General features: G+C 70.9%; 23 protein-coding genes and 2 tRNA genes. 15 read left to right on the top strand and 10 right to left on the bottom strand.

All coding sequences use genetic code 11. From position 1 onward, the window contains the following. Positions 1–17 precede the first annotated feature (17 nt). Together HJG45_RS10330 and HJG45_RS10335 are read right to left on the bottom strand one after the other, a co-directional pair. Positions 18–4,514, bottom strand: coding sequence for a PAS-domain containing protein (locus tag HJG45_RS10330; protein ID WP_171612046.1), 4,497 nt, complete (start codon positions 4,512–4,514; stop codon positions 18–20). Beyond that, the gene (locus tag HJG45_RS10335; protein ID WP_171612047.1) at positions 4,511–5,602 is read right to left on the bottom strand and encodes a COX15/CtaA family protein; all 1,092 of its coding nucleotides are present in this window, start codon (positions 5,600–5,602) and stop codon (positions 4,511–4,513) included. Before HJG45_RS10335 ends, HJG45_RS10330 begins: the two co-directional genes overlap by 4 nt. Positions 5,603–5,708: 106 nt before the next feature. On the opposite strand from HJG45_RS10335, the gene HJG45_RS10340 reads away from it, so the two are divergent. Both HJG45_RS10340 and HJG45_RS10345 read left to right on the top strand, forming a co-directional pair. Then, positions 5,709–6,494: a glycosyltransferase gene (locus tag HJG45_RS10340; protein ID WP_171612148.1), complete on the top strand. Its 786-nt coding sequence runs from the start codon at positions 5,709–5,711 to the stop codon at positions 6,492–6,494. Further along, positions 6,491–7,222, top strand: coding sequence for a TVP38/TMEM64 family protein (locus HJG45_RS10345; RefSeq protein ID WP_171612048.1), 732 nt, complete (start codon positions 6,491–6,493; stop codon positions 7,220–7,222). Before HJG45_RS10340 ends, HJG45_RS10345 begins: the two co-directional genes overlap by 4 nt. A 13-nt stretch (positions 7,223–7,235) precedes the next feature. Here the strand turns inward: HJG45_RS10345 and HJG45_RS10350 are convergent, their stop codons facing one another. Both HJG45_RS10350 and HJG45_RS10355 read right to left on the bottom strand, forming a co-directional pair. Beyond that, positions 7,236–8,255, bottom strand: coding sequence for a 2-hydroxyacid dehydrogenase (locus HJG45_RS10350; RefSeq protein WP_171612049.1), 1,020 nt, complete (start codon positions 8,253–8,255; stop codon positions 7,236–7,238). A 223-nt stretch (positions 8,256–8,478) separates the two neighbouring features. After that, positions 8,479–8,766: a Usg-like family protein gene (locus tag HJG45_RS10355; RefSeq protein ID WP_171612050.1), complete on the bottom strand. Its 288-nt coding sequence runs from the start codon at positions 8,764–8,766 to the stop codon at positions 8,479–8,481. A 318-nt stretch (positions 8,767–9,084) separates the two neighbouring features. On the opposite strand from HJG45_RS10355, the gene groES reads away from it, so the two are divergent. From groES to HJG45_RS10370, 3 genes are all read left to right on the top strand, one after another. After that, a complete protein-coding gene (gene groES / locus HJG45_RS10360; protein ID WP_171612051.1) occupies positions 9,085–9,399 on the top strand; it encodes a co-chaperone GroES in 315 nt (104 codons plus the stop codon). A 103-nt stretch (positions 9,400–9,502) separates the two neighbouring features. Further along, positions 9,503–11,143, top strand: coding sequence for a chaperonin GroEL (groL, locus tag HJG45_RS10365; protein WP_171612052.1), 1,641 nt, complete (start codon positions 9,503–9,505; stop codon positions 11,141–11,143). 293 nt (positions 11,144–11,436) lie between these two features. Then, positions 11,437–11,640: a cold-shock protein gene (locus tag HJG45_RS10370; protein WP_111467780.1), complete on the top strand. Its 204-nt coding sequence runs from the start codon at positions 11,437–11,439 to the stop codon at positions 11,638–11,640. A gap of 77 nt (positions 11,641–11,717) precedes the next feature. On the opposite strand, the gene HJG45_RS10375 is transcribed toward HJG45_RS10370, so the two are convergent. After that, positions 11,718–12,275: a hypothetical protein gene (locus tag HJG45_RS10375; RefSeq protein ID WP_171612053.1), complete on the bottom strand. Its 558-nt coding sequence runs from the start codon at positions 12,273–12,275 to the stop codon at positions 11,718–11,720. Between the two features lie 178 nt (positions 12,276–12,453). Between HJG45_RS10375 and HJG45_RS10380 the strand changes: the two genes are divergently transcribed. From HJG45_RS10380 to HJG45_RS10390, 3 genes are all read left to right on the top strand, one after another. Then, positions 12,454–13,434 (top strand): threonine dehydratase, encoded by a 981-nt coding sequence (locus HJG45_RS10380; protein WP_171612054.1) that lies wholly within the window; start codon positions 12,454–12,456, stop codon positions 13,432–13,434. Between the two features lie 87 nt (positions 13,435–13,521). Next, positions 13,522–14,394 carry an MBL fold metallo-hydrolase gene (locus HJG45_RS10385; RefSeq protein ID WP_171612055.1) on the top strand — a complete coding sequence of 291 codons (873 nt, stop codon included), beginning with the start codon at positions 13,522–13,524 and terminating at the stop codon, positions 14,392–14,394. Between the two features lie 60 nt (positions 14,395–14,454). Beyond that, entirely contained in the window at positions 14,455–14,763 is a 309-nt protein-coding gene (locus HJG45_RS10390; RefSeq protein WP_171612056.1) for a non-heme iron oxygenase ferredoxin subunit, read from the top strand. On the opposite strand, the gene HJG45_RS10395 is transcribed toward HJG45_RS10390, so the two are convergent. From HJG45_RS10395 to HJG45_RS10410, 4 genes are read right to left on the bottom strand one after another with little or no spacing between them, the layout of a single operon-like run. Continuing rightward, complete coding sequence (locus HJG45_RS10395) at positions 14,764–15,726, bottom strand: tripartite tricarboxylate transporter substrate binding protein (protein ID WP_171612057.1); 963 nt, start codon at positions 15,724–15,726, stop codon at positions 14,764–14,766. Then, positions 15,723–17,402: a thiamine pyrophosphate-binding protein gene (locus HJG45_RS10400; protein ID WP_171612058.1), complete on the bottom strand. Its 1,680-nt coding sequence runs from the start codon at positions 17,400–17,402 to the stop codon at positions 15,723–15,725. The genes HJG45_RS10395 and HJG45_RS10400 overlap by 4 nt, the downstream gene beginning before the upstream one ends. A gap of 53 nt (positions 17,403–17,455) precedes the next feature. Continuing rightward, positions 17,456–18,436, bottom strand: a complete 981-nt coding sequence (locus tag HJG45_RS10405; protein ID WP_171612059.1) for a tripartite tricarboxylate transporter substrate binding protein — start codon at positions 18,434–18,436, stop codon at positions 17,456–17,458. Between the two features lie 4 nt (positions 18,437–18,440). Next, positions 18,441–19,235: a class II aldolase/adducin family protein gene (locus HJG45_RS10410; protein WP_171612060.1), complete on the bottom strand. Its 795-nt coding sequence runs from the start codon at positions 19,233–19,235 to the stop codon at positions 18,441–18,443. Between the two features lie 139 nt (positions 19,236–19,374). On the opposite strand from HJG45_RS10410, the gene HJG45_RS10415 reads away from it, so the two are divergent. Then, positions 19,375–20,391, top strand: a complete 1,017-nt coding sequence (locus HJG45_RS10415) for a TauD/TfdA family dioxygenase (RefSeq protein ID WP_171612061.1) — start codon at positions 19,375–19,377, stop codon at positions 20,389–20,391. A 129-nt stretch (positions 20,392–20,520) separates the two neighbouring features. Further along, positions 20,521–20,895: a hypothetical protein gene (locus tag HJG45_RS10420; protein WP_171612062.1), complete on the top strand. Its 375-nt coding sequence runs from the start codon at positions 20,521–20,523 to the stop codon at positions 20,893–20,895. Positions 20,896–21,092: 197 nt separating this feature from the next. Here the strand turns inward: HJG45_RS10420 and HJG45_RS10425 are convergent, their stop codons facing one another. After that, the gene (locus HJG45_RS10425; protein WP_171612063.1) at positions 21,093–22,229 is read right to left on the bottom strand and encodes a CaiB/BaiF CoA-transferase family protein; all 1,137 of its coding nucleotides are present in this window, start codon (positions 22,227–22,229) and stop codon (positions 21,093–21,095) included. A gap of 173 nt (positions 22,230–22,402) precedes the next feature. Here HJG45_RS10425 and HJG45_RS10430 point away from each other — a divergent pair, with 173 nt between their 5' ends. From HJG45_RS10430 to kdpA, 5 genes are all read left to right on the top strand, one after another. Continuing rightward, complete coding sequence (locus tag HJG45_RS10430; RefSeq protein ID WP_171612064.1) at positions 22,403–23,542, top strand: patatin-like phospholipase family protein; 1,140 nt, start codon at positions 22,403–22,405, stop codon at positions 23,540–23,542. A 56-nt stretch (positions 23,543–23,598) separates the two neighbouring features. Further along, a tRNA-Arg gene (locus HJG45_RS10435) sits at positions 23,599–23,717 on the top strand. 179 nt (positions 23,718–23,896) lie between these two features. After that, positions 23,897–23,973 (top strand) — tRNA-Arg (locus HJG45_RS10440). A gap of 530 nt (positions 23,974–24,503) precedes the next feature. Further along, on the top strand, positions 24,504–24,599 hold the full coding sequence (gene kdpF / locus HJG45_RS10445) for a K(+)-transporting ATPase subunit F (RefSeq protein ID WP_197707317.1): 96 nt from the start codon (positions 24,504–24,506) through the stop codon (positions 24,597–24,599). A 136-nt stretch (positions 24,600–24,735) separates the two neighbouring features. After that, positions 24,736–26,439: a potassium-transporting ATPase subunit KdpA gene (kdpA, locus tag HJG45_RS10450; RefSeq protein ID WP_100236953.1), complete on the top strand. Its 1,704-nt coding sequence runs from the start codon at positions 24,736–24,738 to the stop codon at positions 26,437–26,439. Positions 26,440–26,448 lie beyond the last annotated feature (9 nt).

The following is a 26,448-nucleotide window of genomic DNA, read 5'->3' on the forward strand; positions in this document are numbered from 1 at the left end:
TCCTTCTGGCGGGCCGCTCAGGCGGCGACGGAGGTCAGCAGGCGGGATTTCGGGAAGCGCAGCACGGCCGTGGTGCCGATGCCGGGGGTGCTCTCGAGCGTCAGCGCCGCGCCCTGCGCCTCGGCCAGGGCCCGCGAGAGATATAGGCCAAGGCCGGAGCCGGGGAAGCGGCGGGCGAGGGAGGAATCGAGCTGGCTGAAGGGCTCGAAGACCCGCGGGATGTCCTCCGGCCGCATGCCGATGCCGCTGTCGGCCACCCGGATCACCAGCCCTTCCTCCTCGACCATGGCCGAGAGGGTGACGGAGCCGCCGCGCGGGGTGAACTTCACGGCGTTCGAGGCGAGGTTGAGCAGCACCTGCCGCAGCCGCAGCTCGTCGCCCTGCAGCAGCGGTAGCGCGGGCGGCAGCGCCGCCTGCAGGCTCACCCCGGCCGCGGCGGCAGCGCCCTGCATGACCCGGACCGCGCTCTCGATGAGCGGGATCACCGCCACCTCGCCCTCGATGATGGCGAAGCCCGTCGTCTCCGCCCGCGTCACGTCGAGGATGTTGTCGATGAGAGAGAGCAGGTGCCGCCCCGCCTCGTGGATCGACCGGACGTAATCCGGGCCGCGCACCGGATGCGGATCGGCGGCGAAGGCCTCTGCGAAGCCGATGACCGCGTTCAGCGGCGTCCGCAGCTCGTGCGTCATGGTGGCGAGGAAGCGCGACTTGGCGCGGCTCGCCGCCTCCGCCGCGTTCTTGGCGCCCTCGAGCTCGGCGCGGATGCGGCGGTCCTCGGTGACGTCGGTCAGCGCCAGCACCCAGCCGCCATCCGGCACCGGGTCGGAGGCGACCTCGAGCACCACGCCGTTGGGTCGGGTGCGGGAATTGCGGTGCGGCAGGCGGCGGTCGAGCGTCTTCAACCGCGCCGCCGCGGCCCGGCCCGCCTCGCCGGGGCCGTAGTCGCCGCGGGCCTCCAGGTACTCGATGAACTCCGTGAAACTGCCGCCGGAGGCCATCACCGATGCCGGCAGATCGAGCAGGGCGAGGAAGACGGGGTTCACCGCCTGGATCCGCCCCTCCCGGTCGAACAGCGCGATGCCGTGGCGGATGTTGTCGAGCATGACCTGCAGCAGGCCGGCCCGGTGCTGCGCCTCCGCCTCGGCGCGGGCGAGGGGGCTGATATCGGTCAGGGTGACGACGAAGCCGCCATCCGGCGTCGGGTCGGAGGTGACCTCGATGACCCGGCCCTGCACGTCGGGGCGGACGTAGCGGGTCGGGCGGCTGCGGTCGAGCCGGAGCGCCATCTCGGCCGTGCTCCGCGCATCCCCGCCGACGGTGCCGTGCCGGAGCTGGGCCGCGATCAGGTCGTCGAGCAGCGTGCCGACCAGCGGCTGATCGAGCGTATAGCCGCCGAGTTCGGCGACCAGGGCGTTGGCGGCGATCACCCGCCGGTCCGGCCCGTAGTAGCAGATGCCGTGCCGCATGTTGTCGAGCATCACCTGCAGCACGGCGGCCCGCCGGCTCGCCTCCGCTTCGGCGCGGATCAGCGCGGTGACATCGCTGTAGGTGGCGACGAACCCGCCATCCGGCGTCGGATCGACGGCGATCTCGATGACGCGGCCATCGGTATGGGGGCGCATGCGCCGCAGCGGCCGGCTGTAATCCTCCCGCAGCCCGGCCTGCCGCTCCTCCTCCGTCACCAGGCCGGCGCGGACTGCGGCGAGGGCGAGCTCCCCCGCATGTACGCCCGGGCGCAGCATCGCCGGGTCGATGCCGTTCAGCTCGGCGGCGAGCCGGTTCGCCGTCACCAGCCGCTTGTCGCGGTCGAATTGCGCGATGCCATGCCGCATGGTCTCGAGCATGAGCTGCAGCGTCGCCGCCCGCTCCAGCGCCTCGGCCTGGGCGCGCGCCAGGTCGGTCACGTCGGTATGGGTGATGACGAAGCCGCCATCGGGCGTGGGATCGGAGCCGACCTCGATCACCTTGCCGTCCGGCTGCCGCCGGCGATAGCGGAGCGGGCGGCTACGATCCTCGGCGAGGATCCTGTCGCGGTCCGCCTCGGCCGCGGCGCCGGTGCCGAGGCGCCCGGCCTCCAGCTGCTCCTGCACCATCGCCTCGAAGGTGATCCCGGCACGGTCCTGCAAGGGGGGCAGGTGGAAATCCGGCCCGGCCAGCCGGTTGGCGGTCAGCAGCCGGCGATCCGGGCCGAAGAGCACCAGCGCGTGGCGCATGCTGTCGAGCGCGTCGCGCAGCATGGCGGCGCGCCGCTTGGCCTCCGCCTCGGCCTCGGCCCGGGCGGTGACGTCGGTGAAGCTGATGACGAAGCCGCCATCCGGCGTGGGATCGGTGCAGACCTCGATCTGCCGCCCGTCCGGCTGCCGCCGCAGCCGCCGGCCGCGCCGCGTGCGGTCCGCCTCCAGGATGCGCTGCATGATGGCGGTGGCCTCGGGCTCCGGGCCGAAATGCCCGTCGGCATGCTGGCGGCGGATCAGGTCGTCGAGCCGGGTGCCGGGCCGCATGTCCTCCGGCCCCAGATCCGACAGCTCGGCGGCGAGGCTGTTGGCCGCGAGGAGCCGGCGGTCGCGGTCGAAGATCAGCAGCCCGTGACGCATGTTGTCGAGCGCCGTCTGCAGGATCCCGGCCCGGGAGGCGGCCGCCTCCTCCGCCGCCGCCAGGGCCGAGACATCCGAGAAGGTGACGGCGAAGCCGCCATCCGGCGTCGGGTCCGAGACCACCTCGATCAGCCGGCCATCCGTGCTCCGGCGCCGCGCGACATAGGGCTGGCCGCGATCGATGGTCAGCAGCCGCTGCACCATCGCCTCGCCTTCCGGCTCCGGTCCGAAGACCCCGGCCGCCTGCTGCAGCCGCAGCACCTGCTCGAGCGCGATGCCGGGTTGCAGGTGCTCCGCCGGGGCGCCGCTCAGCACTGCGCCGAGCCGGTTGGCGGCCACCAGCCGGCGGTCCGGCCCGAAGAGATGGATGCCGTGCCGGATGACGTCGAGCATCACCGCCTGGGTGGCGGCGCGCTGCTTCGCCTCCGCCTCCGCCCGCGCCAGGGGCGTGATGTCGTTGAGCGTGACGACGAAGCCGCCATCCGGCAGGGGGTCGGAGAAGACCTCCAGCATCCGGCCGTCGCGCGTCGGCCGCACATGCTGCTGTGGGCGCGAGCGGTCGGCGGCGAGGGCCTTCGCGGTCATGCTGTCGTCGATCCGCGGGTCGCCGCTGACGGCGTGGCGGCGCTGCGCCGTCGCCAGCGTCTCGAAGCTGGTGCCGGGCGCGATCGGCTCCGGCAGCCCGGCCAGGGTGCTGGCCAGGCGGTTGCCGGCGCGGTAGCGGTGATCCGGGCCGAAGAGCGCGACGCCGATGCGCATGGTGTCGAGCATGGCCTGCAGCACCGCCGCGTGCTCCGCCACCGCGGCCTCCGCCTCGACGCGCGCCGTCACGTCGGTCCAGGTGACGACGAAGCCGCCATCCGGTGTCGGATCGGAGATGCTGTCGATCAGCCGCCCGTCGCGCATGCGCCGGCGCAGCGGATGGATGAGGCTGCGGTCGCGCGCCACGACGGCCCGCGCCTCGGCCTCCGCCGCCGCCCCCTCGCCGAAGACGCCCTGGCGCAGTTGCAACTGCGCGATCTCCTCGATCGTCAGGCCCGGCCGCAGCGTCTCGTCCGGCACGCCGAGCAGGCATGCGGCGAGGCGGTTGGCGATGCTCAGCCGCCGGTCGGGGCCGAACAGGGCGATGCCGTGCCGCATCCCGTCCTGCATGGCCTGGAGCTGCGCCGCCCGCTCGCGCGCCACGTCCTGTGCCCGCACGAGATCGGTGACGTCGGTATGGGTGACGACGAAGCCGCCATCCGCGGTCGGGGCCGAATGCACGTCGAGGGTGCGGCCATCCGGCGTGGTCCGGCGGTAGGTGTGCCGCTGCCGGCGGTCGAGCGCGAGCAGCGCCCGCATCTGCGCCGTCGCCGCGGGCTCCGGCCCGAAGGCGCCGGCCTGGCGCTGCAGCTCGAGCATATGGGCGAGCGGCCGGCCGGGGAGCATGTCGGCCGGGCCGAGGCTGCTGTAGCTGGCGCCGAGCGCGTTCGCGGCGACGAGGCGCGCCTCGGCATCGTAGAGGACGACGCCGTGCCGCATGGCCTCCAGCGCGTGCAGCCGCTCGGTCGCCGCCTCGGTGGTGGCGGGGGTCCAGATGAGGAGGAAGCCGCCGGCGGGCAGCGGCAGGACCGACTGGTCGAGGCTGCCGCCATCGGCGCGGCGGATGCGCTGCTGGCCGGGCCGGCTGGGATCGAGGTCGTGCTGCGCCGCGGCGAGGGCATCCGGGTCGCCCTCGCCGTAGAAGCCGTGTCCGGCGAGCGTCCGGACCAGGGTGGCGTAGGGGGTGCCGGGCGGCAGCGCCGCCACCGCGGCGCCGGCCATTGCCCGGGCCGCGGCATTGGCCAGGCGGAGCCGGTGATCCGGGCCGAAGACCCAGACCGCTTGCGGCAGCGCCGCGAGCGCGGCGAGAGCCGCTTCGGCGGCCCCGGGATCTGTCATGTCGGTCTCCGGGGCGCGCCCGGGGACGGGGCTCGCAGGGCGTGCAGCGCGAGGAGGGCGGCGGTCAGGACCAGCACGGCGCAGGCCTGGTGCAGCGTGCCGAGCCAGGCCGGCACCACCAGCAGCAGGGTGGCGATGCCGAGGGCGTATTGCAGACAGGTCGCGGCACCGAGGCCGAGGCAGGCGCGGCGCGCCGGGCCGGCGGGCAGGCGCCGCCAGGCGGCGAGGGCGGCGCCGATGGCGGCCAGGGCCGCGAGCGTCGCCAGCAGGCGATGGTTGAACTGCACCGCCGGGATATTGGCGGTGAGGTTCCGCCAGGCCGGCTCCAGCCGCCAGTAGCCCTCCGGCACCAGGCGCCCGTCCATCAGCGGGAAGGTATTGTAGTCGAGGCCGGCCTTGATGCCGGCGACGAAGCCGCCCGCCAGCATGGCCGCCGCCACCAGCCAGGCCGCCGCCTTGACCTGCCGGCGCAGGGAGCCGAAGGCCGGATGCGGCTCGCCCGGCCGCCGCAGCAGCGAGAGGCCGGTCCAGAGCAGCGCGGCATAGAGGCCGAGCGCCAGGCCGAGATGCACGACGAGGCGGTAGGGCGAGACGGCGGTGCGGTCCGCCTCGAAGCCCGAGGCGACCATGAACCAGCCGACCGCCCCCTGCAGCCCGCCGAGCAGCAGCAGCAGCAGCAGGCGCCTCTTGTACCCGGCGGGGATCTGGCCGCGCAGCCAGAACCAGGCGAGCGGCAGCGCGAAGGCGAGGCCGATCAGCCGCCCCCAGAGCCGATGCGTCCATTCCAGCCAGAAGATGCTCTTGAACCCCGCCAGGCCGAAGCCCTGGTTGACCAGCGCATATTGCGGAATGGTCTGGTAGAGCGCGTAGAGCCGGTTCCATTCCGCCTCGGAGAGCGGCGGCAGGGCGCCCGAGAGCGGCGCCCATTCCATGATCGACAGGCCCGAGCCGGTCAGCCGGGTGGCGCCGCCGAGCGCCACCATGATCCAGACCATGCCGGCGACGGTGAGCAGCCAGAGCGCGACGGGCCGCGGATCGGGCGAGGTGCGGCGGGCCGAGGAGGCGGTGGTCTGGGCGTCGAAGGGCATCGCGCGAGTATAAGGCGAGCCAGGGATTGATGCATCGTCAGGCGGAGCGGCTTGCAGGGGGGGGGCCTGTGCTGCTACCCGCGCGCCCATGCCCTCCGCCGAGAAGATGGCGCCGGCCGCCGCAGCCCAGGCGCCGCCGGGCGCCGGGCCGGCGGCCCAGCCCGATGCCCTGCCCCTGTCCGTCGTCATCCCGGTCCGCAACGAGGCGCCGAACGTCGCGCCGCTGGTGGCCGAGATCGAGGCGGCGCTGGCCGGCCTGCCGCACGAGATCATCTATGTCGATGACGGCTCCACCGACGAGACCGGCGCGGCGCTGCGCGTGGCCGCAGCCACGGCGCCGGTGCGCATCCTCCGGCACCGCAGCAGCTGCGGCCAGTCGGCGGCGGTGGTCACCGGGGTGAAGGCGGCGCGCGGCCGCTGGATCGCCACCCTCGACGGCGACGGGCAGAACGACCCGGCCGACATCCCTCGCCTGCTCGCCCGCGCCGAGGCGGAGGCCAGGGAGGGCGCGGCGGGCGGCATCCTGGTCGCCGGGCATCGGGTGACGCGGCGGGATTCCTGGGTGAAGCGCCGCTCCAGCCGAATCGCCAACGCCGTGCGCGCCTGGCTGCTGCGCGACGACACGCCGGATAGCGGCTGCGGGCTGAAGCTCTTCCCGCGCGCCCTCTTCCTCGACCTGCCGCATTTCGATCACATGCACCGCTTCCTGCCGGCGCTGGTGCTGCGCCAGGGCGGGCGGGTGGTGAGCGAGCCGGTGAACCATCGCCCGCGAACCCGCGGCGCCTCGAATTACGGCACGCTGGATCGGCTGGCGGTCAGCCTCTTCGACCTGATCGGCGTCGCCTGGCTGCAGCGGCGTTGGAAGCGCCCGGTGGTGGACGCCGCCGAATGAGCGGCGAGGCCGCGTCCGGTGGGCCCCAGGATGACGGGGCGCGGGGCGGCGGGACGCGGCTGCGCGCCATCGGCAAGCTGCTGCTGCTGGCGGCCGGGCTGGCGCTGGGCGGGCTGCTGCTGCGGGCGCTCGGCGCCGCGCCCGGCACGGAATGGGTGGACCGCTACATCCGCGACCGCGGCCTGCTGGGGGAGACGCTGTTCCTGCTGGTCGGCGCCGCGGCCTGCGCCGTCGGCCTGCCGCGGCAGGGCGTCGCCTTCCTCGGCGGCTATGCCTTCGGCGCGGTGATCGGCGGCGGGCTCGGGCTGGTGGCGCAATTGCTCGGCTGCGCGCTGTCCTTCGCCTGGGCGCGGCTGGTCGGGCGGGCCTGGGCGGAGCGGCGGCTGGCCGGGCGCTTCGGCCGGCGCCTGCGGGCGCTGCGCGACACGCTGGCCGCGAGCCCCTTCGACACCACCCTGGCGCTCCGGCTGCTGCCGGTCGGCAACAATCTGGCGTTGAACCTGCTGGCCGGGATGGCCGGGATCGCGGCCATGCCCTTCCTCGCCGCCTCGGCGCTCGGCTACCTGCCGCAGACCGTGGTCTTCGCCCTGCTCGGCAAGGGCGTGCGGGTGGATGGGGCTTGGCAGATTGCCTTGGCGGCGGCGATGCTGGCGGGCTCGGTCTGGCTCGGCCTGCGGCTGCTGCGCCGGCACCGCGCCGGGCAGGCGATGGCGGAGGAGGGCGGCTAGACCCTCCTCGCCATCAGCCCTTCGGCACCACCACCGCCTCCGTCACCCCCGAGGCGCCGAGCGGCTGGCCGGCGGCGAAGCGGTTGACGTTGTCGATCGTGGTCGCGGCGATCGCCGCCAGCGCCTCGCGGGTGAAGAAGGCCTGGTGGCCGGTGACGAGGACGTTGGGAAAGGTCAGCAGCCGCGCCAGCACGTCGTCAGGCAGGATCTCGTTCGAGAGGTCCTCGAAGAAGAGGTCGGCCTCCTGCTCGTAAACATCGATGGCGAGGCCGCCGAGGCGGCCGGATTTCAGCGCCTCGATCGCCGCTTCGGCATCGATCAGCCCGCCGCGGCTGGTATTGACCAGCACCAGGCCGGGCCGCGCCAGGGCCAGCGTCTCGGCGCGGACGAGATGCGCAGTCTCCGGCGTCAGCGGGCAGTGCAGCGTCAGGATGTCGGCCTCGGCCATGATCTCGGGCAGGCCGGCATAGGTGACACCGATCGCCTGCAGCGCCGGGTCGGACGTCACATCCTGGGCCAGCACGCGGCAGCCGAAGCCGGCGGCGAAGGCGCGGGCCACCAGGGCGCCGATCCGGCCGGTGCCGACGACGCCAATGGTGCGGCCGTGCAGGTCGAAGCCGAGCAGCCCGTCGAGGGCGAAATTGCCGTCGCGGGTGCGCTGATAGGCGCGGTGGATGCCGCGGATGAGCGAGAGCAGCAGGCCGAGGGTGAACTCGGCCACCGCATGCGGCGAATAGGCCGGTACCCGGGCGACGGCGAGGCCGAGCCGGTGCGCGGCCTTGAGGTCGACATTGTTGAAGCCGGCGCTGCGCAGCGCGACCAGCCGCGTCCCGCCCGCCGCCAGCGTCTCCAGCACCGGGGCGGAAAGCTCGTCGTTGACGAAGGGGCAGACCGCCTCGGCGCCCTGGGCGAGCAGGGCGGTCTCGGCGGTCAGGCGCGGTTCGAGGAAAAGGAATTCATGCCCCGACGGATTGGCGGCCGCCAGGAAGGAGCGCCGGTCGTAGGGCTTGGTGCTGTACATCGCGATGCGCATCGGTCCCTCCTTCGGCGGCGGCCCGCGGAGGGGCCGCGTCCCGGTGAAGGCCCGAGCAGGGCAGGTTTCGCCCCTGGCCGCAAGGCGGCGCTTGGCGGTCTGTCCGCCCGTCACCCCCCTGTCCTCCCGAGGCTTTGCCTCGGGAGGCTGTGACGCCCCTCGGGCCAGGAGGGGGACCTACCGGGGCCCCTGCGACGGCGCGCGGCGACGGCGTGGGGATTAACTAGTGCAGCCGGAACTGCCCGTCGGCATAGCGCAGCTCGGCCGGCCGGATGAGCGCGGCCGAGGCGACGCGGACGGAATGCAGCGGCCCTTCGATCTCACGGGTCCAGAATTGCAGGAAGCGGGTCAGCTCGGGGAAAACCGGGGCCCTGTCGAGCTTCTGCCAGAGAAAGCTCTGCAGCACGCCCGGATGGTCGGGCAGGTGGTAGAGGATCTCGGCAGTGGTGAGCCGCCAGTCGGGCACGTTGAGTTCGGGCACGCGAACGAAGCTCTCGATCTCCTGCAGCACGCCTCTTCATCCTTATCCTGGGCCTTGATCGTGTGGCCTTGATCCTGGCCTTGGCGGTCCAACCTTGCGGACCGGCGCATCCTCCTCGTGTATGGATGAAAGCCTGCCACAGAGGCGGGGGTTTCCCGCAACAAAAAACCTTTTGATTCAGGCCATTAGCACTCGCACTCGATGAGTGCTGCAATCTCTTGACGAGGCCGGCGGGTTCGCTTAGGTCTCTGGCACTCCTCCGGGGGGAGTGCTAGCGGTGCCGTAGACGGGCCCTGGCCAGACCTGCCGGTCGAGGAAACGCAAGGATTGGCATCAGGAGTGGACCGTATGAGCTTCCGGCCCCTGCATGACCGCGTTCTCGTTCGCCGCGTGACGGCCGAAGAGAAGACCGCGGGCGGCATCATCATCCCCGACACCGCCAAGGAGAAGCCGCAGGAAGGCGAGATCGTCGCCGTCGGCTCCGGCACGCTGAACGACAAGGGCGAGCTCCGCCCGCTGGACGTGAAGGCCGGCGACCGCATCCTGTTCGGCAAGTGGTCGGGCACCGAGGTGAAGCTCAATGGTGAGGAGCTCCTGATCATGAAGGAGTCCGACATCATGGGCATCCTCGAAGGCGCCGCCGCCTCGAAGAAGGCTGCCTGAGGCTAAGCCTCGAACCGTATTTTCCATTCCTGCGCTCCGCTGAGCGCCCGGGGCCGCTGCCCGAGGCGAAGACCGTGAGCGCGAGCAAGAGAGGACACGCACTATGGCAGCGAAGGACGTCAAGTTCGGCGCCGGTGCCCGCGAGCGGATGCTGCGCGGCGTCGACATCCTGGCCGATGCGGTGAAGGTGACGCTGGGCCCCAAGGGCCGCAACGTCGTGCTCGACAAGAGCTTCGGCGCGCCGCGGATCACCAAGGACGGCGTGACCGTCGCCAAGGAGATCGAGCTGGCCGACAAGTTCGAGAACATGGGCGCGCAGATGGTGCGCGAAGTGGCCTCGAAGACCAACGACCTGGCCGGTGACGGCACCACCACCGCGACCGTGCTGGCCCAGGCCATCGTCCGCGAGGGTGCCAAGGCCGTCGCCGCCGGCATGAACCCGATGGACCTGAAGCGCGGCATCGACAAGGCCGTGGCGCAGGTGGTCTCCGAGCTCGAGGCCAAGACCCGCAAGATCACCACCTCCGCCGAGGTGGCGCAGGTCGGCACCCTCTCCGCCAATGGCGAGGCCGAGATCGGCGAGATGATCGCCAAGGCCATGGAGAAGGTCGGCAACGAGGGCGTCATCACGGTCGAGGAAGCCAAGAGCATCCAGACCGAGCTCGACGTCGTCGAGGGCATGCAGTTCGACCGCGGCTACGTCTCCCCGTACTTCATCACGAATGCGGAGAAGATGATCGCCGAGCTCGAGAACCCCTACCTGCTGATCTTCGAGAAGAAGCTCAGCCAGCTGCAGCCGATGCTGCCGCTGCTCGAGGCGGTGGTGCAGAGCGGCCGTCCGCTGGTGATCGTCGCCGAGGACGTCGAGGGCGAGGCGCTGGCCACCCTGGTGGTCAACAAGCTGCGCGGCGGCCTCAAGATCGCTGCCGTGAAGGCTCCGGGCTTCGGTGACCGCCGCAAGGCGATGCTCGAGGACATCGCGATCCTGACCGGTGGCCAGGTGATCAGCGAGGATCTCGGCATCAAGCTCGAGAACGTCACGCTGAACATGCTCGGCCGCGCCAAGACGGTGCGGATCGAGAAGGAGAACACCACCATCGTCGACGGCGCGGGCGAGAAGTCCGAGATCAACGGCCGTTGCGAGCAGATCAAGGCGCAGATCGAGGAGACCACCTCGGACTACGACCGCGAGAAGCTGCAGGAGCGGCTGGCGAAGCTCGCCGGCGGCGTCGCCGTGATCCGCGTCGGCGGCTCGACCGAGGTCGAGGTGAAGGAGCGCAAGGACCGCGTCGACGACGCGCTGCATGCGACCCGCGCCGCGGTGCAGGAAGGCATCGTGCCGGGCGGCGGCGTGGCGCTGCTGCGCGCCTCCGAGAACCTCTCTTCGCTGAAGGGCACCAATAACGACGAGCAGGTCGGCATCGAGATCGTCCGTCGCGCCATCCAGGCGCCGGCGAAGCAGATCGCCGAGAATGCCGGCAAGGACGGTGCCGTGGTCGCCGGCGAGGTGCTGCGCAAGTCCGACTACACCTTCGGCTACGACGCCCAGAAGGACGAGTACAAGGACCTGGTCGGCGCCGGCATCATCGACCCGACCAAGGTCGTGCGCACGGCGCTCCAGGATGCGGCCTCGGTCGCGGCGCTGCTGATCACCACCGAGGCGATGGTGGCCGAGCGTCCGGAGAAGAAGTCTGCGCCGGCTGGCGGCCCCGACATGGGCGGCATGGGCGGCATGGACTTCTGATCCAGGGCGGATCGAAGTTACGGAGGGGCGGGATCGCAGGATCCCGCCCTTTTTTCTTTGTGTGACGTCAGCGTCATTTTGCGACGGCCGCTCCCGCTATTCACTAAATCGCGTATCTGCGATCGTTGACTTCGCCCGATCGGAACGTGTTGACTGGCATGGCCAACCGCTCTTGGCCGACTTGCCGTGCCTTCCCGGGCTGCAACTCCCGGGTGCCTTCAAGCGATCCAGCCCGGTGGGTTTCCCGCGCGGGCGGTCCTCGTCCGTGCCAAAGGACATGGAGGTTGCAGCGCATGGCGATCGGTACCGTGAAGTGGTTCAACGCAACCAAGGGGTTTGGCTTCATCGTGCCGCAGGATGGTGGCAAGGATGTCTTCGTGCACATCACCGCGGTGCAGAAGGCTGGCCTGCAGGGACTGAACGAGAACCAGAAGGTCAGCTACGACGTGGTGATGGAGCGCGGCAAGGCGGCAGCGGCCAATCTGAAGCCGATGTAGCGACCGCCGGGCATCGCCGGTACCATGATGCAGCGAAGCGGCGCCCGGGCCCGGGCGCCGCTTTTTTGTCTCCAGAGTCAGGCCATCGGCGCGTGCTGTACCCAGACGCGCTTCGCCCCTGCCTGCCGCAGGTAGGTCTCCGCCTGCTGCTGCAACTCGGGCGTGCCGGCGCGGATGCCGAGCGCCGGGCCCTCGGTGCGTACCGGCTCCCGCGATGCGGCGACCTCCGAGGCGGCATTGCCCGCCGTCTCCGTCGCCGCGGCCGCGACGGCGCCTGCAGCGGCGGCGGCGGCCACCGCCGGCAGGGCCGTGCCGCCCGAGGCGATGACGATGCCCGCGGCCGCCATGGAACTCGCCGCCGTGCCGATGCCGACGAAATTCTGCCGCAGGTTCCGCCGGTCAGCGCCCTTCGGGTCCTCGTCCGGCTTGTCCACCTGATCCTCGTTGTCGGCCGGGCGCTGCTCCTCCGGCACGCTGCGATCCGCGAAGGCTTCGCGGAACCAGGCTTCACCCTGCAACCGTTCCGCCGCGCGGTCGAGCGCCGCTTGCTCGGCAAACTCGCCCCAGACCATGGGGCCTGCGGCAGTATCGTCCTGCTCGCCGGTCCACTGGCTGCTGTCCACCACGATAGGCATGCGGACTCCTCTTGCTTGCTGTGAGCGCCGGCCGAAGAGTCCGGCATGACGGCCCTGCCCGATGGCTCACGACCTGCGTCGCCCGCGCCTTCGCCTGCCGGGGACACCTGCCGGAGCGGGACGGGCCGAGCCGTTGCAGGGCCAACGCCCGCCACCCATCGCCGTTCCGGAGGCCCGCTTGTTCGATCTGCCCACCCTCGAAGCCGCCGCCGCGCTGGTCCACCGTGCTTTCCCGCCGACGCCGCAGATCGCCTGGCCGCTGCTCGCCGCCCGCAGCGGCGCCGAGGCCTGGGTGAAGCACGAGAACCACACGCCGACCGGCGCCTTCAAGCTGCGCGGCGGCCTGGTCTACATGGAGCGGCTGCGGCGCGAGCGGCCGGCGGTGCGCGGCGTGGTCAGCGCCACCCGCGGCAACCATGGCCAGAGCCTGGCCTATGCCGGGGCGCGCCATGGCGTGCCCGTGACCATCGTCGTCCCCGAGGGCAACAGCCGCGAGAAGAACGCCGCCATGCAGGCGCTGGGCGCGCGGCTGGTCGAGCACGGCGCGGATTTCGACGCGGCGCGGCAGCATGCGACGGCGCTCGCCCTGGCCGAGGGGCTGGAATTCGCCCCCTCCTTCGCGCCCGACCTGGTGCTGGGCGTGGCGACCTATGCGCTCGAACTCTTCCGCGGCGCCCCGCCGCTCGATGCGCTCTATGTGGCGATCGGCCTCGGCTCCGGCATCTGCGGCTGCATCCTGGCGCGCGACCTGCTCGGCCTCCCGACCGAGATCATCGGCGTGCAGAGCACCGAGGCGCCGGCCTACGCGCTGTCCTATGCCGCGGGGCGGGTGGTGACGACGGAGAGCGCGGCGACGCTGGCCGACGGCATGGCGGTGCGCATCCCCGATCCGGCGGCGCTGGCGCTGATCCGCCGCGGCGCGGCGCGTATCGTCACCGTCTCGGACGCAGCGGTCGCGGCCGCGATCCGCGCCTACTGGCAGGACACCCACAACCTCGCCGAGGGGGCGGGCGCGGCGCCGCTCGCGGCGCTGCTGCAGGAGCGTGGGCGGATGGCCGGCAAGCGGGTTGGCCTGGTGCTCGGCGGCGGCAATATCGACCTCGCCCTGTTCCGCGACTGGGTGCTGGCGCCGGGCGGCCAGGACGTCCCACCCGGCTGAAAGCCGGCCCCGAAAGCGGTTCCAAGGGGCCGCTGCAACCCCGCGCCGCCGCGCCCCGTTCCCCCGGCGGGAGCAAGGGAGCCGCCGATGCGCATCCACCATCTCGATTGCGGGCCGGCGCGGCCGGTGGGCGGCGCCCTGATGGACGGGGCGAGCCCCGGCGCCTTCGGCCGGCTCACCTGCCATTGCCTGGCGATCGAGACGGAGCGGCACGGCGTGGTGCTGGTCGATACCGGACTCGGCCTGCGCGACATGCTCCGCCCCGCCGGGCGGCTGCCCTGGGTGAACAGCGCCCTGCTGCGCTTCCGCCGCGACCCGGACCGGACGATGCTGCGGCACATCAAGCGCCTCGGCCTGCATCCGGGCGATGTGCGGCACATCGTCATGACGCATCTGGACTTCGACCATGCCGGCGGCCTGGTGGATTTCCCGCAGGCGCGGGTGCATCTCATGGAGGCCGAGGCGCGCGCCGCGCGGGCGCGGGACGGGATGCTCGGCCGGATGCGGTACCGGCCGGTGCAATGGGGCGATACCGAGCGTTGGATCACCTATCCGGACCGCGCCGGCGGCCGCTGGTTCGGCTTCGACGCGGTGACGGAGCTCGAGGGCTTGCCGCCGGAGATCCTGCTCGTCCCGCTGCCCGGTCATTCGCCGGGCCATGCCGGCGTCGCCATCGAGGGGCCGCGCGGCTGGGTCCTGCATGCCGGCGACAGCTACTTCAACCGCGCCGAGATCTTCGCCGAGCCACCGCACTGCCCGCCCGGCAGCGCCGCCTATGAGGCCGCGATGGCCTGGAACGGCCCGCTGGCGCGGGCGCAGCGGCAGCGTGTCCGCAGCCTGGCGCGGGATCCGGAGGCGCCCTTGGCGGTGTTCTGCACGCATGACCCGGTGGAGTATGTGGCGATGACCATCTGGTCGGAGCGCCAGCGGTCGCCGGCGGACGGGGCTGCCGCGGCCTGACGGGTTCGACAGCCCGGGCCGCCCGGGGCAAGATCGCCACCCTGCAGGAAGGGGGTTTTCATGGCCGCATGGCATCGCGTCGCCGCCGAGGACGATCTTGCCGAGAACATGCCGCTCGCCATCCGCATCGGCGAGCTGCAGATCGCCGTCGTCCGGCTCGAGGACGGCATCTTCGCGGTGAACGACGTCTGCACGCATGAATATGCGCTGCTCTCGGACGGCTATTGCGAGGACGGCAAGCTGGAATGCCCGCTGCACCAGGCCTGCTTCGACATCCGCACCGGCGCGGCGCTGAACGAGCCCGCCGAGGTGCCGGTCGACACCTACAAGGTGAAGGTCGAGGGCGGCGAGGTCTTCGTCGAGGCCTGATCAGTCCGGCCGGATGCCGGCCGCCCTGACCACCTCGGCCCAGCGCGCCGTCTCGGCGGCGAGTTGCGCCTGGAACGCCTCCGGGCCGGTCTCCAGCGGGTCGAGCCCGGCGGCGGTGATCCGCTCCCGCATCACGGGCTGGCGCAGCGCGGCGAGCAGGTCGTGGTGGAGCCGCGCCCGCAGCGCCGGCGGCAGGCCGGCCGGCGCCAGGATGCCGTACCAGGAGACGGCCTCGGCCCCGGGGAAGCCGCATTCGGCGAGCGTCGGCAGGTCGGGCAGCTCGCGCCAGCGCCGCGCATCGGCGGTGGCGAGGCCGCGCAGCGCGCCGCTGCGGAATTGCGGCACGGCGACCGTGGAGTTGAGGAAGGCGCCCTGCACCTGCCCGGCCAGCAGCGCGGTCTGCGCCGGGGCGGCGCCGTTGAAGGGCACATGCGTCAGCGGGATGCTGGCCACCGAGGCGAAGAGCGCCATGGCGAGGTGGCTGGCATTGCCGATGCCGGCCGAGCCCATGGTCAGCCCGCCCGGCTGCGCCCGCGCCGCCGCCAGGAAGCCCGGCACATCGGCGATGCCGGTGCCCGGATGCACCACCAGCACCATCGGATGGAAGGCGCAGTTGAGGATGGCGGCGAAGTCGCGCACCGGATCGAAGGACAGGTGCGGCATCAGCGCCGGGTTCATCACATGCGCGGTCGCCGCCAGCAGCAGCGTGGTGCCGTCCGGCGCCGCGCGCGCCACCACCTCGGTGCCGATGGCGCTGCCGGCGCCGGGTCGGTTCTCCACCACCACGCCCGGCCGCCAGCGCTCGGTCAGCGCCGCCGCCAGGGCGCGGGCCAGCAGGTCGGTCGGCCCGCCCGGCGCATAGGGCACGACGATCCGCACCGCCCGCTCCGGCCAAGCTTGGGCGCCGGCCGCCCAGGGCAGGGGAAGGGCGAGCCCGCCGGCGAGCAGCGCCCGGCGCCTCATCCGTGCAGCCGCGGCGTGCCCCGCCGCCGCCAGGCGCTCATCTGCTCGGCCGAGGTGTGGACATGCACCACCACCGGCCGGTCCCGCACCGCGAAGGCGCGGGCGATGCCGGCCTCCACCTCGCTCTCGGCCGCGATGGTGATGCCCTCCGCTCCGAAGACCCGGCCCCAGGCGGCGAAATCCGGATTGGTCAGGCGCACCGCGGCCTCATAGGGCCGGTTCGGGTAGCGCACCTCGTGATGCATGCCGATGGTGCCGTAGCGCTTGTTGTCGGAGACGATGATGATCGGCGCCGCGCCGTACTGCATGGCGGTGGCGATCTCGTTGCCGCTCATCAGCGCGCCGCCGTCGCCGACGAAGGCGACGGCCTGCTTCCCCGGCCGGCGGATGGCGGCGGCGACCGCCATCGGCACGCCCGCCCCCATGGCGCCGACGACGGAGGAGAGGAAATTCTGCCCCGGCCGGAAGCCGATATAGCGGTGGATGAAGGAGGAGAAATTGCCGGCATCCGAAGTGACGGCGGCATCCGGCGCCAGGTGCTTGGCCACCTCCACGCAGATGGCGGCGAAGTTCACCCCGTCCGTCATGCTCTCCCAGACCGGCTCCATCAGCCGCTGGTGGATGCCGTTCAGCCCGGCCACCCAGCCCGCGCGCCGCGCCGCGCCCGCCGGCGCCCCGCGCCGCAACAGCGCCTCGATCACCGCCTCCGGCTCGGCGGCGATGCCGAGATCGGGGCGGAAGACGCGGCCGATCTCGTTGGCATCCGGCCAGACCTGCACCAGCGGCAGCTGCGGATCGGGCGCATTGGGGAAGCTGTAGGACTGGCTGACGGAATCGGTGATGCGCTCGCCGAGCGCCAGCAGCAGATCGGCCCGCTTCATCTCCTCGACGAGCTGCTTCGGCACGCGGATGCCCATGTAGCCGCCGTAATTCGGATGCGCGCTGTCGAAGAGCTGCGGCCGGCGATGCGTCGGGCAGACCGGCAGGACCCATTGCTCGGCCAGCTCGCGCAGCGCCGCCAGCGCCTCGGGCGCCGCATTGGCCAGCGCGCCGCCGACCCAGACCAGCGGCCGCTCGGCGTGGGCCAGCATCTCGGCGAGGCGGTCGAGGTCCTGCGCCCGGGCGCCGCCATGCACGCGCGGCCGCGGCTTCGCCAGGGGCGCCTCGCAGGGTTCGTCGAAGATATCCTCGGGCAGGATGACGGCGACCGGGCCGGGCGTGCCGCTCTCGGCGAGGTGGAAGGCGCGGGCGATCGCCTCGCTCGCCTGCACCGTCTCGTTCACCTCGATCACGTCCTTGGTGATGTCGGCGAGCAGCTTGGCGTAATTCTGCTCCTGCAGGGCGAGCCGGCCGAAATCCTTGCGCTCCACCTGGCCGCAGAGCACGACCAGCGGCGTCGCGTCATGATGCGCGGTGTGCAGCGACACCATGGCGTTGGAGAGGCCGGGGCCGCGCGAGACCAGCAGCACGCCGGCGCGGCCGCCCTGCATGCGGCCATCCGCCACGGCCATGAAGCCGGCTCCGCCCTCGTGCCGGCAGACGATGAGGCGGACCTCCGGCGTTTCGGTCAGCGCGTCGGTGAGGCCGAGGAAGCTCTCGCCCGGCACCATCCAGATGGTGTCGACGCCATGCGCGATCAGGCTTTCGGCCAGGATGCGGCCCACACTGCGGTTCATTCGCCCGTTTCCTTCCCCATATCCCTTTGGCTCGGTGTCCGTGTGGATCGGTCTCACGTCCCGCGGATGCCGGCCTCCGTCACCACGCGCTGCCAGGTCGGCACCTCCGTCTCCAGCAGCCGCGCCAGCGCCGCCGGCCCGGTCAGGCGCGGCGTGGTGCCGGCGGCGGCGAAGCGCGCCTGCAGCTCCGGCAGGTCGCGCAGCGCGGCGAGCGTGGATGAGAGCCGGTCGAGGATCGGCGCCGGCAGGCCGTGCGGCGCCGCCATGGCGTACCAGTTCAGCGCGACATAGCCCGGCACCGTTTCGGCGATCGCCCGCGTCTCGGGCAGGCTCGGCACGCGCTGCGCGGTGGTGACGCCGAGCAGCCGGGCGCGGCCGGCCTGCACATGCGGCAAGGTCTCCACCGTCGAGGCGAAGACCATGTCGATCTCGCCGCCGAGCAGCGCCACCATCGCCGGCGCGGCGCCGCGATAGGAGACATGCTCCAGCCGCAGCCGGGCGGCCGAGGCGAAGAGGGCGCCGGCGAGATGGTTCGAGGAGCCGACGCCGCCGCTGCCATAGGTGAGCCGCCCCGGCTGCGCCCGCGCCGCCGCGACCAGCGCCGGCACGCTCCGCCAGGGCGCCTCGGCGCGCACCACCAGCGCGGTCGGGATGTCGGCGACGAGGCTGACGGGCGTGAGGGCCTCCCGCGGGTCGAGGCCCTGATCGGGATAGAGCGCCGGGACCGAGGCGAGGGAGGCACTGGTCAGCAGCAGCATCGAGCCGTCGGGCGGCGCCTGCACCACGGCGCGGATGCCGATGCTGCCGCCGGCGCCGGGGCGGTTGTCGATCAGGAAGGGCTGGCCGAGGCGCTCGCGCAGCGGCTCGGCCAGCAGCCGGCCGACGGCATCGATCGGGCCGCCGGCACCGAAGGGGATGACGATGCGCACCGGCCGGCTCGGCCAAGCCTCCTCTGCCCGCGCCCCGCATGCGCCGGATGCCAGCAGCAGCGACGGCAGCGGCAGCAGGCGGCGGCGCGGGGTGGCGGGCAGCATGCCTTCAATCGCGCCAGGACGGGTCCGCGAGGTCGAGCTTGCGCATCAGCCCCGGCCATTCCAGCAGCCCGTAGCGCCGGGAATTCGGCGGGTCGTACATGGCGCAGGATTTCGCCACCACCTCGTCCGGGGGCAGGTTCAGCTCGGTGTTGCAGGCCATGGCCTGGAGCTGCGCCTGGCAGGCCCGCTCCATGCCCCACATGGCGATGAAGGTCTCCGGCACGCTCTCGCCGAGGGTGAGCAGGCCGTGGTTGCGCAGGATGCAGTAGTTCCGCGCGCCGATGCTCTGCGCCAGCAGGTCGCGCTCCCCTGGATCGCGCTCGGGCCCGCGGAAATCGTGGTAGGCGATGCGGCCGTAGAAGCGCGTCGCGGTCTGGGTCAGCGGCAGCAGCCCGCATTTCAGCGCCGAGACCGCCATGCCGGCGATGGTATGGGTGTGCATCGCCGCCATGGCATCAGGCCGGGCGCGGTAGATGGCGCTGTGGATGGTGAAGCCCGCCGGATGCAACCCATAGGGCAGGTCGGGCCGGTAGAGCACCTCACCCTCGAGAGTCACCTTCAGCAGCGAGGAGGCGGTGATCTCGCTGAACAGCATGCCGTTCGGGTTGATGAGGAAATGCCCACCCTCCCCCCGGGGACTGTCCGGCACCCGGGCGGTGATATGGGTGTAGACCATGTCGGACATGCCGTACTGGTCGCAGAGCCGGTAGCAGGCGGCGAGGTCGAGCCGGGCCTGCCATTCGGCCTCCGAGACGGAGGCGCGGACCGGGGCGATCCGCAGCGCGGCCTGCGACGTCATTCTCGGACCCTCCAAGCTCTGGCTTGCCGCCATTCAACCAGCCTTCCCGGATGCTGCGAAGAGGGGCGCCGCGAGAAGGGGGCCGCGGGTTGCGCGGGGCGGGGAAGGGGCGGAAGCTGCCGCCAGAGGAACGCATGCCATGACCGAACTCCTTCCCGTCACCGATGCCAGCGCTTGGCGCGGCGCGGAGATCGCCGGCGATCCCGGCTGGATCGACAGCCTGACCGCCGCCGAGGTCGAGGAGCTGGCGGCGGCGCAGCGCGGCGTGCAGGCGCGCGGCCTCGCCACCACCGCCATCACCCGGGCCGACTTCCCGCTGCCGCGACTGGCCCCGCGCCTCGCCGCCTGGCTGCGCGAGGCGCAGACCGGGCGCGGCTTCTTCCTGCTGCGCGGCCTGCCGGCGGAGCGCTTCACCGAGGCGGAGCGGGAGGCGATCTTCTGGGGCCTCGGCACGCATCTCGGCACCGCTGTCTCGCAGAACTCGCATGGCGAGATGCTCGGCCATGTCTTCGACCAGGGCCGCACCTACGGCGCGGCCAATACCCGCGGCTACCAGACCAAGGCGCGGCTCGACTTCCACACCGACCGTTGCGACCTGGTCGGGCTGCTCTGCCAGCGGCGGGCGAGGTCGGGCGGCCTCTCCTCGGTGGTCAGCACCATGGCGGTGCACAACGAGATCCTGCGCACCCGACCGGACCTGCTGCCCATCCTCTATCGCGGCTTCCACTACGCGGAGCGCGAGGCGGCGGACAATCCCTCGGGCGTCACGCCGCAACCGATCCCGGTCTTCAGCCGGCACCAGGGCGTGCTCTCCTGCCGCTTCATCCGCAACCCGATCGAGACTGGGGCGCAGCGCCGCGGCGTGCCGCTGACCGAGGCGGAGCAGGGGGCGCTGGAGATGATGTCGGAGCTCTCGGCGCGGCCGGACATGCGGCTCGACATGATGCTCGAGCCGGGCGAGATGCAGTTCTGCAACAACTACGTCACCACCCATGCCCGCACCGAATTCGAGGACTGGGCCGAGCCGGAGCGGCGGCGGCTGATGGTGCGGCTCTGGCTCACCGTCACGCCGCGCCGGCCGCTGGCGCCCGATTTCGGCGAGCATGACGGCATCCCGGCGCGGCTGGCGCCGGAGACGGCGCCGATGCCGGTTTGACCTGTCCGTGACGCCATCCGTTGCGGCGGGTGATTATCAACAGGAAAGTCCGGCGCCGCACGGCGCGGGCCTTGGGCGCCGGAATCGTTGCTCCTAGCCTGACGGGCCGAAGGCTGGGGGAGGGGCGGCATGACGGGCCGGGAGGAGGAGGTCCGCGACGATGGCTTGGCATCGCCCGAGCAGCCCAAGCCCTATGTCAGCCCCAGGGACATCTTCGAGCGGGAATACCGCGCGGCGCTCGGCTATTTCGAGATCGTGCCGCCCTTCTGCATCCGGGCGGAGGATGACGGCAGCTACACGCTGCATCGCAAATCCTTCCACTTCACCGCCCATGGCGGCGCCGCGGCGGCCACCTGCTGGATGCTGGTCTCGCGCCATCCCGACCTGGAGGAGGCCGAGCGGCGACTGCGGCATGTCTGCGGGCCGAAGCTCTATTACGACGGCCGGGGCCGCATCACCGGCGCGCCGCCGAGCTTCGAGGAATGGCGCGAGATGCTGCGCTAGAGCGTGATCGCTTGAGGTGGACGCACCGAAAAGCGTGAATCACGCGCTCAAACAACGTCCTGGACCATGGTCCAGGTCGCAGCCTCACACCGAGCGCCCGAACGGACGCCGCGGCTTATGCCGCGAAGCCAAGCCGCGCGGATGCGTGGTGCCCGGCAATTGAGGGACACGAAGGTGCAACCTTCGTGCGGCGGGCCTCAACGCGGCTTCGGCAGCGGCGCGCCGAGCGCGGCATTCGCCTCGCCGAGGGCCGGCGCGCCCTGCCGCACCGGCGGCCGCTCGCCATCGAAGGAGACCGGCAGGCCCACCCCCTCCAGCCCATAGCCCGGCATGGGCTGCATGATGCCGAGCGCCGCCGTCTGCGGATGCGCCGTGACGGCGGCGAGGTCGTGGATCGGCGAGCAGGGGATGCCGGCTGCCTCCAGTGCCGCGCTCCACGCCTCGCTGCCGCGGGTCCGCATCGCCGCCTCCAGCAGCGGCAGCAGGATGTCGCGATGGGCGATGCGGTCGGCATTGGTGCGGAAGCGCGGGTCGCTGCCCCAGCCCGGATGCCCGAGCACCGCGGCGAATTTGGCGAAGAGCCGGTCATTCGCCGCCGCCACGACGATCTCGCCATCCGCCGTGTCGAAGGCCTGGAAGACGATGAGCTTCGGGTTGCCGGTGCGGTGGCGCGGCGGCTGCCGGCCGCTCTCGTTGAAGCCGGCGACATGCTGCGCCATCCAGCCGAGGCCGGTCTCGAAGAGCGAGGTGTCGACCGTGCAGCCCTCGCCCGTATGGTGCCGGCGCTGCAGCGCGGCGAGGCAGCCAAGCGCCGCCCAGACGCCGGTGCCGAGATCGAGCACCTGCATGCCGACCCGGGCCGGCGGCGCCTCCGCCAGGCCGTTGACGCTGAACATGCCGGCGAAGGCCTGCACGATCGGCTCGTAGCCCGGCTTCAGCGCCATCGGCCCCTTGGCGCCGAAGGCGTGCAGCGAGCAGTAGATCAGCCGTGGGTTCAGCGCCCGCACCGCCTCGGCACCGAGACCGAAGGCCTCGAGCGAGCCGGGGCGCATGTTCTGGACGAAGATGTCCTGGCCGCGCAGGAACTCCCGCAGCCAGGCCTGCGCCGCCTTGTCCTTCAGGTCGAGGGCGATGCTGCGCTTGTTGCGGTTCACCGCATGGAAGCTGCAGGCGATGCCGGCATGGAAGGGCGGGCCCCAGCCCCGGGCGTCGTCGCCCTCGGGCCGCTCGATCTTCACCACTTCGGCGCCGAGCATGCCGAGGATCTCGCTCGCATAGGGGCCGGCCAGGTTCTGGCCGATCTCGAGCACCTTCACGCCCTGCAGCGGCAGCATGCCCGCCCGTCCCCCCGAAGCACCGCCGGCAGGCTCGTCCGGCCGGCGGCCGGGGTCAAGGCGCCGCGCCGGCCCCGGCCGGTGATCGGCGCCGGCATTCGTGGCATAGGGGGTCGATCTGGCCACGGCACGGCACCCTCTCGCCGGCCCGGGCCCGGCACGGAGGACCCCGCATGCCCGACAGCCTGTCCGATCGCTGCGCCTTCGACCGGGTGGCGCTCGTCCTGCAGGGGGGCGGCGCGCTCGGCTCCTACCAGGCGGGGGTCTATCAGGCGATGCACGAGGCCGGGCTGGAGCCGGACTGGCTGGCCGGGGTCTCGATCGGGGCGATCAATGCCACGATCATCGCCGGCAACCGCCGGGAGGACCGGCTGCCGCGGCTGCGGGAGTTCTGGGACCGGATCACCCGCCGGCGCCTGCTGCCCTCGGTCTCCGAGGGAGACGACCTGCGGCGGCTGCGCAGCGTGCAGAGCGCCCTCACCACCCTTGCCCTCGGCACGCCCGGCTTCTTCCGCCCGAACCCGATCAACCCCTGGCTGGCGCCGCGCGGCGCGCCGGAGGCAACCGCCTTCTACGACACGGCGCCGCTGCGCGAGACCCTGGAGGAACTGGTGGACTGGACTCTGCTGGCCGAGCCGGGCGGGCATCCGCGGCTGGCGGTCGGGGCCGTGAACATCCTGCGCGGCAATTTCCAGTATTTCGACAGCGCCCGGACGGCGCTGCGGCCGGAGCATGTGATGGCCTCTGGCGCCCTGCCGCCGGGTCTGCCGCCGGTGAAGATCGGCAGCGACTGGTTCTGGGATGGCGGTCTCGTCTCCAACACGCCGCTGCAATACCTGCTCGAGGACGAGATGGACTGCCGCAACACGGTGGTCTTCCAGGTGGATCTCTTTCCCGCCCGCGGCCCTCTGCCGCGCGACATGGAGGAGGTGCTGGGGCGGGAGAAGGACATCCGCTACTCCTCCCGCACCCGCATGAACACCGACGCCTATACCCGGCTGCGGCGCTGGCAGATCCAGCTCAAGCGCGCCCTCGAGCGGGTGCCGGAGGCGAGCCTGACCGAGGAAGACCGCGCCATGCGGGCCCGCCTGGAACGGCTGCCGCGGCTGTCGATCCTACAGATGATCTACCAGGCCAAGGCCTATGAGGGGCAGGCGAAGGATTACGAGTTCGGCCAGGACACGATGCGCGACCACTGGCAGAGCGGCTACGAGGACACGCAGCGCAGCTTCGCCCATCGCGACTGGTTCGACCTGCCGGAGGAGGATCCGGGCATCGTCACCCACGACGTGCACCGGGACGAGGCGCCGTGATTGCGGAAGGGGGCTTCCTTTGAGCGGCAGGGCAGGCTAGGAAGCGCCTCAACGGACCCGTAGCTCAGCTGGATAGAGCGTTGCCCTCCGAAGGCAAAGCTAAGTCAAGTGGGTTGTGTGTGCGGATTAGAAAAAGCGAGGGAAACCAAGCGATTGGCGAACCTCGAAGGAACCAGGAAAACCGCTTCCGTGGTCGCGGAAGCACCACGGAAGCAAACGAAAGGAGACCAGAGGCGGCAAACGACGACAAAAGGACTGGTGTGTCACCGAGTCCTAATGACGTTCGAGCCGAGGAAGGGAAGCGGGTTTGAAGTTGACCTCGTTTTGGGTCACGCTTTATCGCCTGCACACGATGCACCCGTAGCTCAGTTGGATAGAGCGTCGGCCTCCGAAGCCGAAGGTCAGAGGTTCGAGTCCTCTCGGGTGCGCCATTTCAGAGAACTTTGAACACAGACTTCGACCGATTTCCGCGGGAGGCGGCGACCATGCCATGTCGGTGTGGGGCGGGTCGATTCCCAGCTTCCTTCTCGTCTTCGATCCGCGCGGCGACGCTACGATAGCTGGATCGACGGCATGGCGCGGCCATGAGTTTCACCAAGTGGATCGTTGCGCATATAGGCGAGAAGATCAGCCTTTCCGAACCCACGTTGGGCACTCTCTCGAAGATTCCACGCTTCTGAAAGCCTGCGGGCGAGCCTGATAATCACGCTTGGCGGCCCGCCTTGAAATGCATCGCGTCAGCAGTATCCGGCGAAAACCGGGCGGCGCGCAATTCCAAGTTCTTTACGCCGCCCTTACGCGCGGACGTAAAAACTCAGCACTACCCTTACATGCGACACAGTAAATGCTTGCCGGCAACCAGAATGGAGCCGGTTTATATGTCGCGCGATCAGTTTCCTCGTAACGCCAAGCCGCAACCCTGCCGATCCGCCACAGACGAGCGCGCGTCGGAGCCTCAACCGTGACCGCCGTCGCGATGACCTGGCTGGCCGGCCTCTGCGCAGTCGGCCTCTTCGTCTATCTGTTCTACGCCCTCGTGAAGCCTGAGCGCTTCTAAGAGCAGAACAGCGTTCTGCAACAATAAGGTCAGGTGGCAATTATGGGCGACCTCATATTCGTAGCGGTGACGCTCGTCTTCTTCCTAGTGACAGCGGGGTTCATTGTAGCCCTGGACCGGATTTGAGGACGCGCACATGGAACACGACCTCACCCAATTCGCTCTCATCCTCGCGATCATGGCCGGGCTGGTTTTCGTGCTCGGCAAATGGATGACGCACCTCTTCGTCAGCCCCGCCCACAACATCATTGAGCGCGGCACCTATCGGCTGCTCGGCGTCGATCCAGCCGAGAAAATGTCCTGGAAGCGCTATGGCATGGTGCTGCTTCTCAGCAACGCCGCGATGATGCTGCTCGGTTATCTGCTCCTGCGCGTGCAGCAGTATATTCCGGGCGATGCGCTTGAGCGTGCGTCGCAGTCGCCGCACCTGGCTTTCAATACCGCCGCCTCGTTCATCACCAACACGAACTGGCAATCCTATTCGGGCGAGACGAGTCTTTCCAACTTTTCGCAGATGGCCGTCATCACCTTCCTCATGACGGTGAGCGCCGCGACCGGCGTTGCGGCGGCAGGAGGCTTTATCCGGGGGTTAAGCCGGAAGAGCGCGGCCGATATCGGCAATTATTGGGTGGACTTCACCCGCGTCATTTTTCGCCTCCTCCTGCCGATCTGCTTCGTCCTGGCCCTCGTCTATGTCTGGCAGGGGATACCGCAAACGCTGAATGCCGAGGCTATCGCAAATACTCTCGAAGGAGCGAGACAACAGCTCATCGTTGGGCCGGTCGCGAGCTTGGAGACCATCAAGCACATCGGCACCAACGGCGGTGGCTTCTTTGCCATGAACTCGGCACATCCATTCGAGAACCCGACGCCCCTGACGAACACGCTGCACATCCTCAGCATGTTGTTGATCCCCTCGGCGCTGACTTACACGTTCGGCTCGATGATCGCGCGGCGGCGCCAGGGCTGGGCCTTCTTCGCCGCGTTTCTGGTCATGTTCCTTGGTTTCCTTGCCTTGGTTTATAGCGCCGAGCGTGCCGGCAACCCCATGTTCGCCTCGGCCGGCGTCGATCAGGCGCAGACGCAGCTTCAGGCCGGCGGCAACATGGAAGGCAAGGAGCTGCGCTTCGGCATCGCTCAGACCAGCCTGTTCGTAACCACCACGACGGCAGCGACGACCGGCTCGGTCGATGCCATGCACTCGTCGCTTACGCCATTGGGCGGCCTGGTGCCGATCGCCGAGATGATGCTGAACAACGTGTTCGGCGGCGATGGTGTCGGCCTCATCAATCTCGTCACCTACGCGATCCTGACCGTGTTCCTGGTCGGCATGATGATCGGGCGAACGCCCGAGTTCTTGGGCAAGAAGGTCGAGGCGCGCGAGATGAAATTTGTGATGCTCGCGGTGCTGGCGCATCCGTTCAGCATCTTGGGTTTCACAGCGCTCGCCTGCCTCACGCCATCAACGCTCGCCAGCCTTGCCAATATGGGTCCGCATGGCTTCAGCGAGGTGCTTTACGCCTACACCTCGGGCACGGCCAACAATGGTTCGGCGTTTGCCGGCCTTAACGCCAACACACCGTTCTTCAACACGACGATTGGCCTGGCGATGCTGATCGGACGCTATCTGACGCTATTGCCGATGTTAGCCGTGGCGGGGGTGATGGCAGCCAAAACGACCGTCCCGGAAGGCCCCGGAACGCTGTCGACGTCGACTCCGCTGTTCACCGGCTTGCTCGTCTTTGTGGTCATCATCGTCGGCGGTTTGACGTTCCTGCCAGCCTTGGCGCTCGGCCCGATTGTCGAGCACCTGTTGATGCTGTCCGGCACGACCTTCTGAGGAAGAACG

Origin of the sequence: Roseicella sp. DB1501, assembly GCF_013112485.1 — a bacterium.
Lineage (GTDB): Bacteria > Pseudomonadota > Alphaproteobacteria > Acetobacterales > Acetobacteraceae > Paracraurococcus.

What these genes read in the sequence shown, in the direction of transcription:
- HJG45_RS10420 (WP_171612062.1), top strand. Translation starts at nt 20,521, where the DNA reads ATGACGGGCCGGGAGGAGGAGGTCCGCGACGATGGCTTGGCATCGCCC.
- HJG45_RS10430 (WP_171612064.1), top strand. Translation starts at nt 22,403, where the DNA reads ATGCCCGACAGCCTGTCCGATCGCTGCGCCTTCGACCGGGTGGCGCTC.
- HJG45_RS10385 (WP_171612055.1), top strand. Translation starts at nt 13,522, where the DNA reads ATGCGCATCCACCATCTCGATTGCGGGCCGGCGCGGCCGGTGGGCGGC.
- HJG45_RS10370 (WP_111467780.1), top strand. Translation starts at nt 11,437, where the DNA reads ATGGCGATCGGTACCGTGAAGTGGTTCAACGCAACCAAGGGGTTTGGC.
- HJG45_RS10330 (WP_171612046.1), bottom strand. Translation starts at nt 4,514, where the DNA reads ATGACAGATCCCGGGGCCGCCGAAGCGGCTCTCGCCGCGCTCGCGGCG.
- HJG45_RS10350 (WP_171612049.1), bottom strand. Translation starts at nt 8,255, where the DNA reads ATGCGCATCGCGATGTACAGCACCAAGCCCTACGACCGGCGCTCCTTC.
- HJG45_RS10390 (WP_171612056.1), top strand. Translation starts at nt 14,455, where the DNA reads ATGGCCGCATGGCATCGCGTCGCCGCCGAGGACGATCTTGCCGAGAAC.
- kdpA (WP_100236953.1), top strand. Translation starts at nt 24,736, where the DNA reads ATGGAACACGACCTCACCCAATTCGCTCTCATCCTCGCGATCATGGCC.
- HJG45_RS10410 (WP_171612060.1), bottom strand. Translation starts at nt 19,235, where the DNA reads ATGACGTCGCAGGCCGCGCTGCGGATCGCCCCGGTCCGCGCCTCCGTC.
- HJG45_RS10400 (WP_171612058.1), bottom strand. Translation starts at nt 17,402, where the DNA reads ATGAACCGCAGTGTGGGCCGCATCCTGGCCGAAAGCCTGATCGCGCAT.
- groES (WP_171612051.1), top strand. Translation starts at nt 9,085, where the DNA reads ATGAGCTTCCGGCCCCTGCATGACCGCGTTCTCGTTCGCCGCGTGACG.
- HJG45_RS10335 (WP_171612047.1), bottom strand. Translation starts at nt 5,602, where the DNA reads ATGCCCTTCGACGCCCAGACCACCGCCTCCTCGGCCCGCCGCACCTCG.
- HJG45_RS10425 (WP_171612063.1), bottom strand. Translation starts at nt 22,229, where the DNA reads ATGCTGCCGCTGCAGGGCGTGAAGGTGCTCGAGATCGGCCAGAACCTG.
- groL (WP_171612052.1), top strand. Translation starts at nt 9,503, where the DNA reads ATGGCAGCGAAGGACGTCAAGTTCGGCGCCGGTGCCCGCGAGCGGATG.
- HJG45_RS10415 (WP_171612061.1), top strand. Translation starts at nt 19,375, where the DNA reads ATGACCGAACTCCTTCCCGTCACCGATGCCAGCGCTTGGCGCGGCGCG.
- HJG45_RS10395 (WP_171612057.1), bottom strand. Translation starts at nt 15,726, where the DNA reads ATGAGGCGCCGGGCGCTGCTCGCCGGCGGGCTCGCCCTTCCCCTGCCC.
- HJG45_RS10345 (WP_171612048.1), top strand. Translation starts at nt 6,491, where the DNA reads ATGAGCGGCGAGGCCGCGTCCGGTGGGCCCCAGGATGACGGGGCGCGG.
- HJG45_RS10340 (WP_171612148.1), top strand. Translation starts at nt 5,709, where the DNA reads ATGGCGCCGGCCGCCGCAGCCCAGGCGCCGCCGGGCGCCGGGCCGGCG.
- HJG45_RS10375 (WP_171612053.1), bottom strand. Translation starts at nt 12,275, where the DNA reads ATGCCTATCGTGGTGGACAGCAGCCAGTGGACCGGCGAGCAGGACGAT.
- HJG45_RS10405 (WP_171612059.1), bottom strand. Translation starts at nt 18,436, where the DNA reads ATGCTGCCCGCCACCCCGCGCCGCCGCCTGCTGCCGCTGCCGTCGCTG.